The organism is Streptomyces sp. NPDC051684, from assembly GCF_044453445.1.
Classification (GTDB): domain Bacteria; phylum Actinomycetota; class Actinomycetes; order Streptomycetales; family Streptomycetaceae; genus Streptomyces.
Map to the genome: position 1 here is coordinate 105,417 of NZ_JBITCS010000022.1, position 15,165 is coordinate 120,581.

General features: G+C 71.4%; 13 protein-coding genes. 5 read left to right on the forward strand and 8 right to left on the reverse strand.

Annotated features, from left to right (window positions below):
- Positions 1-170 precede the first annotated feature (170 nt).
- A complete protein-coding gene (locus ACIA8D_RS25745) occupies positions 171-1,178 on the reverse strand; it encodes a Gfo/Idh/MocA family protein (RefSeq protein ID WP_399235784.1) in 1,008 nt (335 codons plus the stop codon).
- A gap of 194 nt (positions 1,179-1,372) precedes the next feature.
- Between ACIA8D_RS25745 and rfbA the strand changes: the two genes are divergently transcribed.
- Together rfbA and ACIA8D_RS25755 are read left to right on the forward strand one after the other, a co-directional pair.
- Entirely contained in the window at positions 1,373-2,242 is an 870-nt protein-coding gene (gene rfbA, locus ACIA8D_RS25750) for a glucose-1-phosphate thymidylyltransferase RfbA (RefSeq protein WP_399235782.1), read from the forward strand.
- Between the two features lie 58 nt (positions 2,243-2,300).
- A complete protein-coding gene (locus ACIA8D_RS25755; protein WP_399235781.1) occupies positions 2,301-3,380 on the forward strand; it encodes a glycosyltransferase in 1,080 nt (359 codons plus the stop codon).
- Between the two features lie 148 nt (positions 3,381-3,528).
- On the opposite strand, the gene ACIA8D_RS25760 is transcribed toward ACIA8D_RS25755, so the two are convergent.
- Complete coding sequence (locus ACIA8D_RS25760; RefSeq protein WP_399235779.1) at positions 3,529-4,710, reverse strand: glycosyltransferase; 1,182 nt, start codon at positions 4,708-4,710, stop codon at positions 3,529-3,531.
- 206 nt (positions 4,711-4,916) lie between these two features.
- Here ACIA8D_RS25760 and ACIA8D_RS25765 point away from each other — a divergent pair, with 206 nt between their 5' ends.
- Genes ACIA8D_RS25765 through ACIA8D_RS25775 form a run of 3 tightly spaced genes read left to right on the forward strand, consistent with a single transcriptional unit; the run spans position 4,917 to position 6,839 of the window.
- On the forward strand, positions 4,917-5,180 hold the full coding sequence (locus tag ACIA8D_RS25765) for a hypothetical protein (protein WP_399235823.1): 264 nt from the start codon (positions 4,917-4,919) through the stop codon (positions 5,178-5,180).
- A gap of 2 nt (positions 5,181-5,182) precedes the next feature.
- Positions 5,183-6,454, forward strand: a complete 1,272-nt coding sequence (purB, locus tag ACIA8D_RS25770) for an adenylosuccinate lyase (RefSeq protein ID WP_399235777.1) — start codon at positions 5,183-5,185, stop codon at positions 6,452-6,454.
- On the forward strand, positions 6,438-6,839 hold the full coding sequence (locus ACIA8D_RS25775; protein ID WP_399235775.1) for a GNAT family N-acetyltransferase: 402 nt from the start codon (positions 6,438-6,440) through the stop codon (positions 6,837-6,839). Before purB ends, ACIA8D_RS25775 begins: the two co-directional genes overlap by 17 nt.
- A 13-nt stretch (positions 6,840-6,852) precedes the next feature.
- Here ACIA8D_RS25775 and ACIA8D_RS25780 read toward each other — a convergent pair whose 3' ends face one another.
- From ACIA8D_RS25780 to ACIA8D_RS25805, 6 genes are all read right to left on the reverse strand, one after another.
- The gene (locus tag ACIA8D_RS25780; protein ID WP_399235773.1) at positions 6,853-8,805 is read right to left on the reverse strand and encodes a multicopper oxidase family protein; all 1,953 of its coding nucleotides are present in this window, start codon (positions 8,803-8,805) and stop codon (positions 6,853-6,855) included.
- A 95-nt stretch (positions 8,806-8,900) separates the two neighbouring features.
- Positions 8,901-10,706: an ABC transporter ATP-binding protein gene (locus ACIA8D_RS25785; RefSeq protein WP_399235820.1), complete on the reverse strand. Its 1,806-nt coding sequence runs from the start codon at positions 10,704-10,706 to the stop codon at positions 8,901-8,903.
- Complete coding sequence (locus ACIA8D_RS25790) at positions 10,706-11,926, reverse strand: ketosynthase chain-length factor (protein WP_399235771.1); 1,221 nt, start codon at positions 11,924-11,926, stop codon at positions 10,706-10,708. Before ACIA8D_RS25790 ends, ACIA8D_RS25785 begins: the two co-directional genes overlap by 1 nt.
- Positions 11,923-13,197 carry a beta-ketoacyl-[acyl-carrier-protein] synthase family protein gene (locus ACIA8D_RS25795; protein ID WP_399235769.1) on the reverse strand — a complete coding sequence of 425 codons (1,275 nt, stop codon included), beginning with the start codon at positions 13,195-13,197 and terminating at the stop codon, positions 11,923-11,925. Before ACIA8D_RS25795 ends, ACIA8D_RS25790 begins: the two co-directional genes overlap by 4 nt.
- Entirely contained in the window at positions 13,194-13,520 is a 327-nt protein-coding gene (locus ACIA8D_RS25800; RefSeq protein ID WP_399235767.1) for a TcmI family type II polyketide cyclase, read from the reverse strand. Before ACIA8D_RS25800 ends, ACIA8D_RS25795 begins: the two co-directional genes overlap by 4 nt.
- 292 nt (positions 13,521-13,812) lie before the next feature.
- Positions 13,813-15,165 carry a sulfate adenylyltransferase subunit 1 gene (locus ACIA8D_RS25805; RefSeq protein WP_399235766.1) on the reverse strand — a complete coding sequence of 451 codons (1,353 nt, stop codon included), beginning with the start codon at positions 15,163-15,165 and terminating at the stop codon, positions 13,813-13,815.

Consider the following 15,165-nt stretch of genomic DNA (forward strand, 5'->3'; position numbering starts at 1 on the left):
CCGGGGGGGGTGGGGGCGGGCGATTGAGGCGCGGGGTCCGGGGGCGCGCCCCGCGCCCGGGCGCCCCGGGGGGGGGGGGGCCGGGGGGGGGGGGGGGGGGGGGGGGGGGGGGGGGGGCGGGGGGGGGGGGCCCCCCCCCCCCCCGCCGTACCGCGTCCCGCCGGTCCGGCTCACTCGCCGTCGTTCGCGCGCTCCTTGATCTGCTCCATCAACGCCGCCTGCCGCACCATGTCCTGACGGTGCGTCGCCCGCCGCGCGGGATCGCGCACCGCCTCGTGGAACGTCCGGAAGACGCCCACGAACTGGTCGCAGGCCGGCGCGATCATCTTCGTCTCTACATCCCGCTGCTGGAGGCGCAGCACCGGACGCGCGCTGTGCGAGGGCGTGAACGCCCACTCCAGGACAAGCCGCCCCTCGCTGCCCCACACGTCGTACGTCGAGCGGTAGCTGTGGGAGAGCCCGAACGAGCAGTGCGCTGTGACCCCGGCGTCGTCGCGCAGCAGCGCGGAACCCGAGATGTCCACGCCGAGCCGGTTGTCGTGCGAGAGGCTCGCGCCGACCACCCGCGCGGACGCGCCGAGATGGGCCTGGGCGGCGCGCACCGGATAGCAGCCCACCTCCCACAGCGCACCGCCGCCGAGGTCCGCCTGGTACTTGATGCCGCGCGGGTCGGTGGGCGGAATCCCGAACGCGCCGGTGAAGGAGCGCAGCTCGCCGATGGCCCCGTCCGCGACGAGGGCCAGCGCCTGCTCGTGCTGCGGATGCCGGAGGAACGCGAAGTTCTCCATCACCGCGAGCCCGCGCGCCTCGGCGAGGTCCGTCAACTGCCGTGCCGTGCGCCACGAGGACACCGCGGGCTTCTCGATCAGCACGTGCTTGCCCGCGTCCAGCGCCCGGCGCGCCCACCGCGCGTGCTCGCTGTTGGGCAGCGGGATGTAGACCGCCTCGATCTCCGGCCGCTCAAGCAGCCGTTCGTATCCGACGACCGCCTCGCAGCCGGCCCGGGCGGCGGCCTCCTCGGCCTTCCCGGCCGACCGGCTCGCGACCGCGGCCAGCCGGAAGGGCGATTCCCGTATGGCCGGAATGGCGCGCCGCACCGCGATGTCGGCGCATCCGATGATCCCTATACCGGCTCTCTGCTCGGATTCGAGAACGGACGTCGGTCCTTCGATTTTCACAGGTCCACCCAAACGATATGAGAATGCACATGCCTGAACCGGGACGACCCAAGCCTTGTGAGGCGGTCAGTGGTTGTCAATGCCCGTTCCCGGCCCCGCGTGCGCACGGCCGCCGGGCCTTTTGAACGTGTGTCGGCCGCCGATAAAGTGCGGGCATCGCCCATCGGGCACGAAGTCACTGAGGAGGTGCCACGGTGAAAGGAATAATCCTGGCCGGCGGCAATGGTACGAGGCTCCATCCGATCACGCTGGGCGTCTCGAAACAAATGCTCCCGGTCTACGACAAGCCAATGATTTACTATCCGCTTTCCGCGCTCATGCTGGCCGGAATCACCGAGATCGAGATCATCACGACCCCCGACGACCTGGACATGTTCCGCAGGCTCCTCGGGGACGGTTCCTGGCTCGGGCTCACCCTGACCTACGCCGAACAGGACAAGCCCCGCGGTCTCGCCGACGCGTTCCTGGTCTCCGCCGACCACATCGGCGACGACTCCGTCGCCCTCGTCCTCGGCGACAACATCTTCCACGGCTACGAATTCGGCCCCCTGCTGCAACGCTCCGCGCGGGACATCCAGGGCTGCGTGCTGTTCGGCTACCCGGTGCGCGACCCCGAGCGCTACGGCGTCGGCACGCTCGACGACCAGGGCCGGCTCGTCGACCTGGAGGAGAAACCGGCCAACCCGAAGACCAACATGGCCATCACCGGGCTCTATCTGTACGACAACTCGGTCGTGGACATCGCCCGCGCGCTGCGCCCCTCCGAGCGCGGCGAACTGGAGATCACCGACCTCAACCGCGTCTATCTGGAGCGCGGCGAGGCCCGGCTCGTCCCGCTGGGGCGCGGCTTCGTCTGGCTGGACACCGGCACCCACGACGCCCTCATGGAGGCCGGCGACTACGTGCAGGTCCTGGAGCACCGCCAGGGAGTGCGCATCGCGTGCCTCGAGGAGATCGCCTGGCGCATGGGCTACATCGACCGCGAGGACTGCTACCGCCTCGGCAGTCGGCTCGCCAACTCCTCCTACGGCCGCTACGTCATGGAAATGGCCCAGGCCGGCTGATCCGTGCCCGACGGCACGCACCCCCTCCCACCGGAAGACCGGAAGAAACGGCAGCGCCATGAAATTCCTGTTCACCGTCGGCGGCAGCCAGGCAGCCGTGTTCGGCGTCGCCCCGCTCGCCGCCGCCGCGCGCAACGCGGGGCACGAGATCCTGCTGGCCGCCGACGAACCGCTGATGGCGGCGGCGCAGTCGGTCGGACTGCCCGCGGTCTGCATCACCCCCGAGCGGATGCGCTACGGCCAGGACGCCATGACGGCGTCCGTCCGCCTGGACGCCCTCCTGGAACTGGCCGGGCAATGGACGCCCGACGTGGTGGTCGGCGGCCTCTCGCACGTCCCCCGGGTGCTGGCCGCCCGGCTCGGCGTCCCGTACGTGCGGCACATCTGGCACATCGCCCCGATGGCGCGCCGCGACCGGACGGCCGTCGCCGAACTCCAGCCGGAACTGGCGAGGTTGGGCCTTGCCGAGCTGCCGGACCCGGACCTGTTCATCGACCTCTGCCCGCCCTCGCTGCGCCCCGCGGGAGCGCCCCCGGCCCGGTCCATGCGCTGGACGCCGCGGGTCAGCCAGCGCCGCGTCGAACCGTGGATGTACACGAAGACCGAGGGCAGGCCCCGGGTCCTGATCACCGCCGGGACCCGCAACCTCGTCCTCGACACCCCCGGCAGCTCCTTGCGCGCCCTGGTCGAGGAGTTGTCGGGCGGCGGGGTCGAGGTGCTGGTGGCGGCGCTGCCCGAGGCCGCCGAGCGGTTCGGCGCGGAACTGGGCGACGACGTGCGCATCGGCTGGATCCCGCTCGACGTCGTCGCGCCCACCTGCGACCTCGCGGTCCACCACGGCGGTGCCACCACGGCGATGACGCTCATCAACTCCGGGGTGCCCCAACTGATCATCCCCGACAACGGATACGGCAAGGCCGTCGCCGAGGCCGTACGCGACTTCGGCGCCGCCGAACTCGTCGACCGGCACCGCCCCGAGGCGGGCCGCGACCCGTACAAGGTCACGGTCGAGGCCGCCCGGACGATCCTCGACGACCCGCGCTACGCCGAGCGCACCCGGCTGCTGGCTGCCGAGGCGGCCGCGCTGCCGAGGCCCGACGAAGTCCTGCGCGACATCGAGGCGCTGGCCGCCCGCTGAACCTCCTGGCGCCGCCGGCCCGCCCCGCGGGTCGGCGGCCTCTTCATGCGCCTGTACGTACGGCGGCGCACGCCAACTCGCCCCGGAACCGCCGGAGGAGTGAATCTCCGTGGTTCCGGGGCGAGTTGACGTGCGCCGCCGTACGGGGTCAGCCGGCGGTCAGGGCCTCCAGGCGCGGCACGAGGTCCGCGGGCGTCGGAAGCGTGGCGATCTCCTTGGCGAGGAACTGCGTGCGCTCCGTGTAGCTCGGGTCCTCCAGCAGCTCGCGGCAGGCGGCGGCGATCACCGCGCCCGGCGCCGTGTCCGGCTCCTGGGCCTGCGGCCACAGCGTCTTGCCCGCGCCGAAGCCGCTGATCGCCCCGGCGATGGCCTCACGGTGGTAGTTGGGCGGGAACTCCGGCGGGTTCTCCGGGATGATCAGCTGCGGGACGCCGTTGGCCATCAGGCTGGTGGCGGTGGTCGCCCCACCGTGGTGGACCGCCAGATCGCAGGTCGCCGCCGCCACGTCGATCGGGATCCAGCCCACCCGCGCGTCGCCGAGCTCCTCGCCGAACCGCTCGGCCGCACCCGGCGACGCGGCGATCAGCACCTCGGCGCCGAGCTTGTTCAACTCGCTCACCAGCAGCGGCATCGTCCAGCCCGGGTCACGGAACATCAGGCTGCGGAAGCCGGACGTGATGACGACCCGGCGACGCCCCTCGGGACGCGTGTACATCCACCGCTCCAGGCGGCGCTGCGGGTTGCTCGGGATCCAGCGCATCGGCTGGGCCTCCGGGTCCCCGGCGGGGCGCAGCGAGGGCGGCGTCGAGTCGATCAGGAGGTCGGGCTTCAGCAGCCCGTCCACGCCCAACCGCTCCATCTCCGGCCGCAGTTCGGCCTCGGCGCCCGGGTCGATCCCCGTCAGCGGGATGCCCAGGTACTCCACGTGCCGCACGTACGGCACCTTGAGGTGGGCGGCGAGCAGCATCGCCGCGTAGCTCTGCGAGCTGCCGACGACGACGTCCGGAGTCCAGTCCTTGGCCAGTTCGAGGAGGGACGTGACGCCGGCCAGGCCCATCTGCGCGAAGCCGCGGCCCTGCCCGATCATCTCGTCGTCGCCCAGCTCCCGCGGGAAGCGCAGCCCCTTGCCGGGGTTGGTGATCCGCATGAAGTGCCGGATCGGGTCGACCGTGTAGCAGAACGTCGGCAGGCCGATGGCCTCCGCGGTCTCCACCCAGGGTTCGTGGGCGGCCAGCATGACCTGATGGCCGGCGTTTCGCGCGGCCGTCGCCAGCGGGGCAGTGGCGTAGTAGGTTGCCTGGCTGCCCGTCGTTATGAACAGGATTTTCATGGCACTCCGGATGTCTTTTCGTGAGACGCGGCCAAACGCATTTGCGAACGTCTGCATCGTCTGCGGCGGTGGGTTTTTCTGTCAAACACCCGTAAATGGCAATGCCGTTCAAGCGGGGAATTCGCGCAGTTGAACGTTTGTCCGCGCCGGGGCCGCCCACCATCATGAGTCGCGACGGACCCGGATACCGAAAGTCGGTGGCAGGCATGAATACCCTGATCTACAACGCCCGAATGGCACTGCGCGACGTCATGGAAGTCAACATCTTCAGCCAGGGCAACGACAAGGTCTTTCTGACGGTGTTCCCCGAGCTGGTCTGGGAGGGCTCCGGCGAGCGGCAGCAGGAGAAGGTGGTCCGCAACGTCATCGACCGCCTGCACGACATGGACCTCGACGTCGCCGGCGGTGACGAGGCCGTCCGCACCCTCCTGGACGAAGGCTCGGTCGAAATCATCCGCAAGGCCGCCTGACCGTGATCGCCCGCTACGCGCTCCCGGAGATGGCCGAACTCTTCTCCGACCAGGCCCGGTACGCGACATGGACCGAGGTGGAGGTGCTCGCTTCCGCGGCGCAGACGCGTCTGGGTCTGGTCCCCGAAGCGGCGTACGCCGGCATCCGGCGGGCGCCGGTGCCGGACGCCGCCCGGGTCGCCGAACTGGAACGCGACCGCGACCACGAGATCCTCTCCTTCCTCGCGGCGTTCTGCGAGACCATGCCCGCGGACACCGCCCGCTGGGTGCACCTGGGCATGACGAGCTACGACCTCGTGGACACCGCCCTCGGACACACCCTGGCCCGCGCCTGCGACCTGCTCATCGACACGGCGGTGCGGCTGCGCGCCACCCTCGTGGAGCGGGCCGACGAGCACTGGGACACCGTGTGCATCGGGCGCACCCACGGCATGCACGCCGAGCCCACCACGTTCGGGCACAAGCTCGCCGGGTTCGCCTTCGCCGTCGACCGCTCGATCCGCCGGCTCCGGGACGCCCGCGAGCAGGTGGCGGTCGGCACGATCTCCGGCTCCGTGGGCACCTACGCGCTGATCGACCCGGCCGTCGAGGAGCACGTGTGCGGGGCGCTCGGCCTGGGCGTGGAGCAGGCCCCCAGCCAGGTCGTGGCCCGCGACCGGCACGCGCAGCTCGTCCAGGCCATCGCGACGCTCGGCGCCTGCGTCGAGCAGATCGCCGTGGAGGTGCGACTGCTGTCGCGCACCGAGGTGCGCGAGGTGGAGGAGCCGCGCGGCGCCGGCTACCAGGGGTCCAGCGCGATGCCGCACAAGCGCAACCCGACGACCGGCGAACGCCTTTCGGGCCTGGCCCGGCTGCTGCGCGGCCACGCCGGCGCCATGCTGGAGAACGTCGCTCTGTGGCACGAGCGCGATCTGTCGCACTCCTCGGTCGAACGGGTTGTGCTGCCCGACGCCTTCACCGTCGCGCACTACCAAGTGACGGCCGCCACCAAGCTGATACGCGACATGGCGGTCTTCCCCGAGCGGATGCGCGCCGCGATCGACCACACCGGTGGACTCGCCTACAGTTCAGCGGTCCTCGCCGAGCAACTGCGCTCCGGCGGTGACCGCGAGCGGATCTACCGGACCATCCAGTCCGCCGCGAACGGTGCGGACTTCCGCCGGGAACTCGACGCCGCGGGTTTCGACACGGGCAGCCTGACGCCCCAGCGGTTCCTGTCCCACCACGACGTCATCCACAAGCGATTGGACCAGCTGCGTGAGCAGGATCATTGAGCGTACGGACGGCCGGGACCTCGACCTCGACGAGGTGCTGAAGGTCTACCGGGAGTCGGGCCTCGGCGAGCGCCGGCCCGTCGAGGACACGCGGCGGATGGCCGACATGGTGCGCCACGCCAACCTCGTCGTCACCTGCCGCGTCGACGGCGAACTGGTGGGCATCGCCCGCAGCGTCTCCGACTTCGCCTACGTGACGTACCTCTCCGACATCGCCGTCGACCGCGCCCACCAGCGCTGCGGGATCGGCCGCGAGCTGATCGACGCGACCCGCAAGGAGGCCCCCCAGGCCAAGATCGTGCTGCTGTCCGCGCCCGCCGCGGCCGAGTACTACCCGCACATCGGTTTCACCCGGCACGACTCGGCGTGGGTGCTCAACCCCTGAGCCACCGCTGCCGTCAGTGGTGCATGCCGCTGTGTCCCTCGTGCTGAGCGCCGTCCGCGGGGCCCACCACGAGGGGACGCACCATGTGCTGCTCGTGCTCCAGCATGTGGCAGTGGTGCACGCCCCGGCCCAGCACGGGGAAGCGCACCGCGACGGTGACGAGTTCGCCCGGCGTGCCGTTCGGGCCCGCCGTGATGCGGCCCGCGGTCCCGACCCGGATCACGTCCTTCTCGCCGATCTCGTGCGCCTCGAGCTCCGCCGTCTCCTTGAAGGCGATCGGCCGGGCGGAGCCGCGCACCTTCCGGTCGAAGCCGGTGACGTCGTACAACGCCCGGGACAGCACCTGGAAGTGTGCCAGATGGATGTGCATCGGGTGCGGTGACGCCGCCAGGTTCAGGTACTTCCACACCTCCAGGTCCTGGTGCGCGGCCCGCACGGTGTTCCCGTCGTCGTACGCCATCGCCGTTCTGCGCAGCGTCGTGAGGGCGCCGTGCTCGTCGCGCACCTGCACGATCCCCTCCGCCGGCAGGTCAAGCCCCTGCGCCTCGCTCTCCGCCAGCTCCTCCATCTCCCACAGCTCGGGCATGTTCTGCGTGCCCGGACCCACCAGGGCGATCCAGCGCGGGGGCCGCTCGCGCGGGAGGTCGTCGGTGCCGAGCCGCCGGAACGCGGGCTCGACCGTCTTCGGCAGGGTGAAGCCGGTGTTGGGCCTGCGGTCGGCGACCCGGAACTGCATCACGTCCGGTTCCAGCATGTCGTCGCGCCTGCTGGAGCCGCCGGGGGTGACGCCGTCGATGGTGTTGACCAGCTTGAGCGTGCGGCCGCGGAACTCCCCGAAGTCGACCAGTACGTCGGCGCGTTCGCCGGGGGACAGGTTGAGCGCGCCCTCGACCTGTCGCGGCCGGTCGGTGAGGCCCTGGTCGGTGCCGATCACCTGGAAGGCGCCCCGCACCGGAACCCCGTCGGCGAGCAGCATCAACCGGTAGATCCGCGAGTTGGCGGTGTTGACGACCCGGAACCGGTACCAGCGCGGCCGCACCTCCAGATACGGCCAGACGACGCCGTTGACCAGCGTGTACGGGGCCGCGTGCACCCGCATCAGGCGCTGGGCGCCGACCATCTCCACCTTGTGCACGAGCCGGCCGGCCGGCGCGCCCGAGGCGTCGAGGTCGAAGTTGCGGTCGCTGAGCACCAGCGGCACCTCGTGCTCGCCCGCGGGCAGTCCAAGGTCCCGCTCCCGGCCGCCGCGCGCGAGGAACAGCCCGGCCATGCCCGCGTACACGCTGAAGCGGCTCACGTGGTGGGTGTGGTCGTGGTACCAGAGCGTGGCCGCGTCCCGGTTCGGATAGGCCGACAGCTGCACGTCGCCCGGGGCCAGCAGGTTCTCCATCCAGCCGTCGTTGCCGCCGCCGGTGAGCATGCCGTGCAGATGCACCACCGCCCACGGCCCGAGCCCCGAAACACCCGCCACCTCCTGGCAGCCGGCGGTCCCGGGATAGTTCGTGAGCGGGTCGGGGGAGGGGCCGGTGGCCAGGCCGAAGTCGACGGCCTTGACGGGGATCTCGCCGGTGAGCCCGTTCTCCCAGGCCACCCGGAGCGGGCGGCCCGCCGTCGTCTCGATGGTGGGGCCGGGGTAGGAGCCCTCGTAGGTCCACATCCGCACCCGGGGAAGCTGCGAGTGGACGGTGACGTCGGCCGTGCGCAGACGCACCGTCAACTCGTCGTGCCGGTCGCGCTGTTTGGGGCGCAGGACGGGCGGGACGGGCAGCCGGTCCCGGAACTTGGTCAGGATCAGCTCGGGCGGCGACGGCTCGGGGCCCGCGTCGTAGGAAGCCGCCTCCGGGGAGGTGGCGAGGACCGTGGTGGTGGTCACCACGGCGCCGAGACCGGCGGCGGCGCCACCGCGCAGCAGCGTACGGCGGTCGAGTCCGGGTCTGTCGGGTGTCCGGTCGGAAGCAGTGTCCATGGCGCGAAGTTAGGGACGGCCGCTGCAGAGCGGCTCGAGGTCCGCTCCAGAGCGGGCTCTTCACGGACCGCTCGCACCGCGGCGTCGCCGACCTCTCACACCGCGGCGAGCCGGGTGTCCCGGTCGATGAGCGTCGCGTACTGGCCGCCGAGCGCCAGGAGTTCGTGATGCGTGCCGCGCTCGGCGACCCGGCCCTTGTCGAGGACGACGATCTCGTCGGCGTCGCGCACGGTCGAAAGCCGGTGGGCGACCGTGATCGTGGTGCGGCCCGCGCTCGCCGCGTCGATGGCCGCCTGGACGGCCTGCTCGGTCTGCGTGTCCAGGGCGCTCGTCGCCTCGTCGAGGACCAGGACGGGCGGATCGCGCAGGATGGCGCGGGCGATGGCCAGGCGCTGCTTCTCGCCGCCGGAGAAGCGGTAGCCGCGCTCCCCGACGACCGTGTCGTAGCCGTCCGGAAGCGCCGTCACGTAGTCGTGGATGTGCGCGATGCGGGCGGCCGCGTACAGCTCCTCGTCGGTGGCGTCGGGCTTCGCGAACCGCAGGTTGTCGGCGACGGTCGCGTGGAAGAGGTACGTCTCCTGCGAGACGACGCCGACGGCCGCCGCGAGGGTGTCGAAGGACAGGTCGCGCACGTCGCACCCGTCGATTGTCACGCTGCCCGAACTCGCGTCGTACAGACGGGGGATGAGATAACTCAGCGTCGTCTTGCCCGACCCGGTCTCGCCGACCACGGCGAGGCTCCCGCCGGCCGGCACCCGCACGTCGACGCCCTCCAGGGTGGGCCGCGCCGCCCCCGCGTAGGAGAAGCCCACTCCGTGCAGACACACCTCGCCGCGCAACTCCTTGGGCACCACGGGGTGTTCGGGTTCGGCGACGTCGACCGGGAGGTCGAGGTACTCGAAGATGCGGGCGAACAGCTCCAGCGAACTCTGGATGTCGATGCCGATCGTGAGCAGCCGCTGCGCGGGCCGGAACAGGGCCTGCTGGAGCGTCGTGAACGCCACCAGGGAGCCGAGCGAGAGGGCCGGGCCGCCGCCGGCCGCGAGACCCGCGACCCAGTAGATGACCGCGGGCATGGACGCCATCACGACCCAGATCGTCGACTGGTACCACAGGCCCGCCGTACTGGCCCGAACCTCGATCGCGGTCAGCTTGCGGGACTCGTCCGCGAACGAGTCGGCCAGGGACCGGGAGCGGCCCATGGTGTGGCCGAGCATGATGCCGCTGACCGACAGCGACTCCTGGACCATGGACGTCAGATCGGCGAAGTGCCGCTGGCGTTCGCGGGTGATGACCCGGCGCTCGTCACCGACATGGCGGCTCACCCACACGAAGGCGGGCAGCATCACCATCGAGGCGATGGTCAGCCGCCAGTCGAGCAGCAGCATCGCCGTCGTCGTCGCGACGACGATCGTCAGGTCGGAGACCAGGGCGGTGGCGGTGGTCGTCACCGTCACCTGCATGCCGCCGATGTCGTGGGCGATGCGGGACTGCACCTCACCGGTGCGGGTGCGGGTGAAGAAGGCGAGCGACATGCGCTGGAGATGGGCGTAGACGGCGGTGCGCAGATCGTGCATCACCAACTGGCCCACCCTGGCGGAGACATGGGTCTGCCACACGTTGAAGGTGCTGGTGGCGACCGAGATGACGATCATGCCGAGGGCGAGCAGCGACAGCAGACCGGTACGGCCCTTCGGCAGCGCCTCGTCCATGATCTCCCGGATCAGGAACGGATTGACGAGGGAGACCAGGGACGAGGCCGCGACCAGCGCCGCGACGAACAACAGGCTCCGGCGGTACGGGCGGAACAGCCCGAGGACACGCCGCTTGTGCGGGGGGAGCGAGGCGGTGGCCGACCCGGTGGTGGTCACGCTGGTCTCCTTCGTGAGGTCGGGTCGGATCAGGCCCTGGCGCCGGAGCGCAGGACGAGCGCCGAGTTGAAACCGCCGTGGCCGCGGGCCAGGACGAGGGCCGTCGCCAGGGCGGTGCGCCGCGGCTCGGTGACCAGATCGAGGCCGTACGCGGCGCTCGGCACCACGTGTGCGGTCGGCGGGATCACCCCGTCGCGCAGCGCGAGCAGCGCGGTCGCCACGTCGAGGGGCCCGGCGCCCGAACCGAGGCGGCCCGTCATCGTCTTGGGCGCGGTGACCGGCACCGCCCGCGCGCCGAACACGCCGTTGATGGCGTCGGCCTCCTCGCGGTCGAGCTCCACGACGCCCGCCGCGTCGGCGAGGACCACGTCGACGTCGCCGGGGCGCACCCCCGCGTCGTCCAGCGCGACCTCGATCGCCGTGCGCAGCCCCGGGGGCCGGCCGCTGCCGGGTCGGGGGTCGAACGTGGCGCCGTACCCGCTGAGTTCGCCGTAGACCTGACGGGCGCCACGGCGCCGCGCCGCCTCGGCCTCCTCCAGGATCAGCAGCGCGCCGCCCTCGCCGGGCACATGACCGCAGGCCTCCGCGTCGAAGGGGAGGTAGGCGCGCTCCGGCTGGTCCGCGGTGCTCAGCCGGCCGGAGGTGAGCTGCGCGGCCCAGCCCCACGGACAGATCGCCGCGTCGACCCCGCCGGACAGGATGAGGTCACTGCCCTTGCGGACCAGCCGCCGCGCGTGCCCGAGCGCGTCGAGGCCGCCGGCCTGGTCGCCCACCACGACACCGCTGGGGCCGCGCATGCCGTGCCGGATGGAGATCTGGCCGGTGTTCACGGCGTAGAACCAGGCGAAGGACTGGTAGGCGCTGACGTACTGGCTGCCCTTGCTCCACAGGTTCTTCAGCTGCTCCTGGCCGAACTCGAAGCCGCCCGACGTGCTGGCGGTCATCACCCCCATGCCGTACGCGTCGGCCTGCCGCGGGTCCACGTCCGCGTCGGCCAGCGCGTGATCGGCGCCGACGAGGGCGAGCTGCGTCATCCGGTCGGTCTGCGGCAGCAGCCGGCTCGGCAGATGCTCCTCGGCGCCGAACCCGTCGATCTCGCCCGCGAGTTGGGCGGGGTACTGGCGCGGGTCGAAGCGTGTGATGCGGCCGATGCCGCTCTTGGACGCCAGGGTCGCGTCCCAGAACCCCTGGGTGCCGAAGCCGTTGGGGGAGAGGACTCCGATACCGGTCACCACGACTTGAGAACTCATGCCGTCCTGTTCCTGTCCGGTCGAGCGAGCACCATGGCGCTCTGGAAACCGCCGAAGCCGCTGCCGACGGTGAGCACCGTGTCGGTGCGCCAGTCGCGCGCGGTCAACGGCACGTAGTCGAGATCGCATTCGGGGTCGGGATCGTGCAGATTGGCCGTCGGCGGCACCACGTGGTTCTCCATGGCGAGCACCGACGCGGCGATCTCGATCGAGCCGATCGCGCCCAGCGAGTGCCCGACCATCGACTTGATCGAGCTCATCGGGGTGCGGCGGGCGTGCTCGCCGAGGCCGCGCTTGACGGCGCTCGTCTCGTGCCGGTCGTTCTGCTTGGTGCCCGAACCATGGGCGTTGACGTAGTCGACCTCCCGCGCGTCGACCCGTGCCTCGTCCAGGGCGGCGCCGATGGCCTCGGCCATCTCCAGGCCGTCGGGCCGCAGCCCCGTCATGTGGAAGGCGTTGCAGCGCGAGGCGTACCCGGCGACCTCCGCGTAGACATGGGCGCCGCGCCGGCGCGCGGACTCCCACTCCTCCAGGACGAACATCGCCGAACCCTCGCCGAGGACGAACCCGTTGCGGGTGCGGTCGAAGGGCCGGGAGGCGTGCTCCGGGTCGTCGTTGCGCGGGGTCGTCGCCTTGATGGCGTCGAAGCACGCCAGGGTGATCGGCGAGATCGGCGCATCCGTGGCCCCGGCGATCATCACGTCGGCCGAGCCGTCGCGGATCAGCTCCGCGGCGTACCCGACGGAGTCGATGCCGGAGGTGCAGCCGGTGGAGACCACCGTGGCGGGACCCTCGGCGCCGACCGCCCAGGCGACCTCGGCCGCGAACGAACTCGGCACGAAGTAGTTGTAGAGGTGCGGCACGGCGTACGTGTGGTCGACGAGGTCGAGCCGGCCGCCGTCGCTCACCACCCGGTACTCGTCGTCGAGCCCCATGGTGGCGCCCACCGCGCTCCCGACGGCCACCCCGACGCGGTGCGGGGCGCTCGCCGTCAGGTCCAACTGGCTGTCCGCGAGCGCCTCGCCGGCGGTGACCAGGGCGAACTGCGCGGCCCTGTCGGTGCGCCGGATCTCCTGCGGGCGCAGCCCGTGCTCGTAGGGGTCGAAGTCGACCTCGGCGGCCACCCGGGAGCGGAACGGCGCCGCGTCGAAGAAGGTGATCGCACGGGTCGCGGTGCGGCCCTCGCTGAGCAGGTTCCAGAAGTTCTTGGTGCCGACCCCGCCCGGCGCGACCACGCCCACGCCGGTGATCACCACGCGCCGGCCGCTCACTTGGACTCCCAGGAGTAGAAACGGCGCGCCATCGCGTCGGCGGGCGAACGCCAGGTCGCGGGGTCGTAGGCGTCGATGAACGGGTCGAGGTCGCGGCTGATGCGCACGAACCGGGGATCCGTCTTCGCCTCCTCGATGCGCTCGCCGCCCTGCTCGTCCTCGAAGTCCTGGAGGTGGAAGTACAGGCCGTTGAACATGAAGAGCTGACGCCGCCGGGTGCCCATGCGGTGCGGCATGTCCGACTCGTCGAAGTCCTTGAAGAGCCGGGCCACGTCGGCGCTCGACCCGGAATCCATTCGGGCCACTATCAGATTGCTGTGCATACGACATCTCCTCGAAGCTGTGCCGTGCCTGTCACACATTCCTGACCAGTGCCGTCCATTGGGCGATCTCCTCGTCCGACAAGGGCGGCCAGCAGGGCTGTTCGGCAAGGTGCAGGTCGTAGTCCCCCGGTGAGGAGGGCGGATAGAGTCCGTTCCAGGCGTATCCCATCCACATCAGTCCCTCTCCGATCGTCTTTCCGAGGGACCGCACGACGGACCTTTTGCGGGGCCGCATATCAATCTCCGTTCGCGGGGCATGTGTTGCCGAAATCGGCGACTCCTCAAGAGGGAATCAGCGACGCGTGGACGATTGATGGAGTGCGTCCGGAGCGACGGTCGCGTCCTTCTCGAGCGGCGCCGCATCGGCCATCCCGGCGGCGAGCGTGGCTCCGTCGTGCAGGTCGACGATCAGGAACGAGCCGGTGCGCCGGTGGTCCGCGTAGTCGTCGACGGCCAGGGGTTCGGCCGTCCGCAGCACGACCCGCCCGATGTCGTTGACGTACAGGGCGTCCGGGTCCCGCCGGCGCCGCAGGGTGTCGATGTCCATGCGGTACGGCAGGTCGCTCACGCGGGCCCGCACCGTCTTGGTGGTGTGCTTGACCAGCACGGTGTCTCCCCGGCGCAGCGGGCGTTCGTGCAGGTGGCAGACGTGTGCCCGGAGGCCGCGGGTGAGTGGTGGCAGCGCCCCGGTCGGCGCGATCAGGTCCCCGCGGCACACGTCGATGTCGTCGGCGAGCCGCACCGTCACCGACTGCGGCGCCCACACCGTCCGCTCGGGCCTGCCCAGCACCTCCAGTGCGGAGACGGTCGTGGCGCGGCCGGAGGGCAGCACGGTGACGGGGTCCCCGACCCGCAGCACACCGGACGCCAACTGGCCCGCGTAGCCCCGGTAGTCGTGGAAGCCGTCGCGCCGCGGGCGGAGCACGTACTGCACCGGGAAACGGGCGTCGGCCGTGCGCGGATCCCCGCCCACGGAGACGGTCTCCAGGTACTCCAGGAGCGTCGGACCGCCGTACCAGTCCATCCGGGCCGAGGGACTCACCACGTTGTCCCCTGCGAGCGCCGAGACCGGGATCACCGTCACGGACGTGAGCCCGACCCCGCGCGCGTAGGAGGTGAACTCCCGTGTCACGGCGGCGAAGACGCTCTCCCGGTAGTCCACCAGGTCCATCTTGTTCACGGCGAGGACGACGTGCGGCACCCGAAGCAGCGCGGCGACGGCCGCGTGCCGCCGGGTCTGCTCGACGACCCCGTTGCGGGCGTCGACAAGCACCACGGCCAGGTCGGCCGTCGAGGCACCGGTCACCATGTTCCGCGTGTACTGCACGTGCCCCGGGGTGTCCGCGAGGATGAACCGGCGCCGGGGCGTCGCGAAGTAGCGGTGGGCGACGTCGATCGTGATGCCCTGCTCCCGCTCGGCGCGCAGCCCGTCGGTGAGCAGCGCCAGGTCGGGCGCCTCCTGCCCGCGTCCGGCCGAGGCCCGCGCCACGGCGTCCCACTGGTCGCTCAGCACAGACTTCGAGTCGTGCAGCAGCCGGCCCACCAGGGTCGACTTGCCGTCGTCGACGGACCCGGCGGTGGCGAACCGCAGCAGGGTGGCCGCGGCGGTGTGTCCGGTGCCGGTCATGGCTGTGGTGGCCGTCAT

What these genes read in the sequence shown, in the direction of transcription:
- ACIA8D_RS25755 (WP_399235781.1), top strand. Translation starts at nt 2,301, where the DNA reads ATGAAATTCCTGTTCACCGTCGGCGGCAGCCAGGCAGCCGTGTTCGGC.
- ACIA8D_RS25760 (WP_399235779.1), bottom strand. Translation starts at nt 4,710, where the DNA reads ATGAAAATCCTGTTCATAACGACGGGCAGCCAGGCAACCTACTACGCC.
- ACIA8D_RS25765 (WP_399235823.1), top strand. Translation starts at nt 4,917, where the DNA reads ATGAATACCCTGATCTACAACGCCCGAATGGCACTGCGCGACGTCATG.
- ACIA8D_RS25780 (WP_399235773.1), bottom strand. Translation starts at nt 8,805, where the DNA reads ATGGACACTGCTTCCGACCGGACACCCGACAGACCCGGACTCGACCGC.
- ACIA8D_RS25790 (WP_399235771.1), bottom strand. Translation starts at nt 11,926, where the DNA reads ATGAGTTCTCAAGTCGTGGTGACCGGTATCGGAGTCCTCTCCCCCAAC.
- ACIA8D_RS25800 (WP_399235767.1), bottom strand. Translation starts at nt 13,520, where the DNA reads ATGCACAGCAATCTGATAGTGGCCCGAATGGATTCCGGGTCGAGCGCC.
- ACIA8D_RS25805 (WP_399235766.1), bottom strand. Translation starts at nt 15,165, where the DNA reads ATGACGGCCACCACAGCCATGACCGGCACCGGACACACCGCCGCGGCC.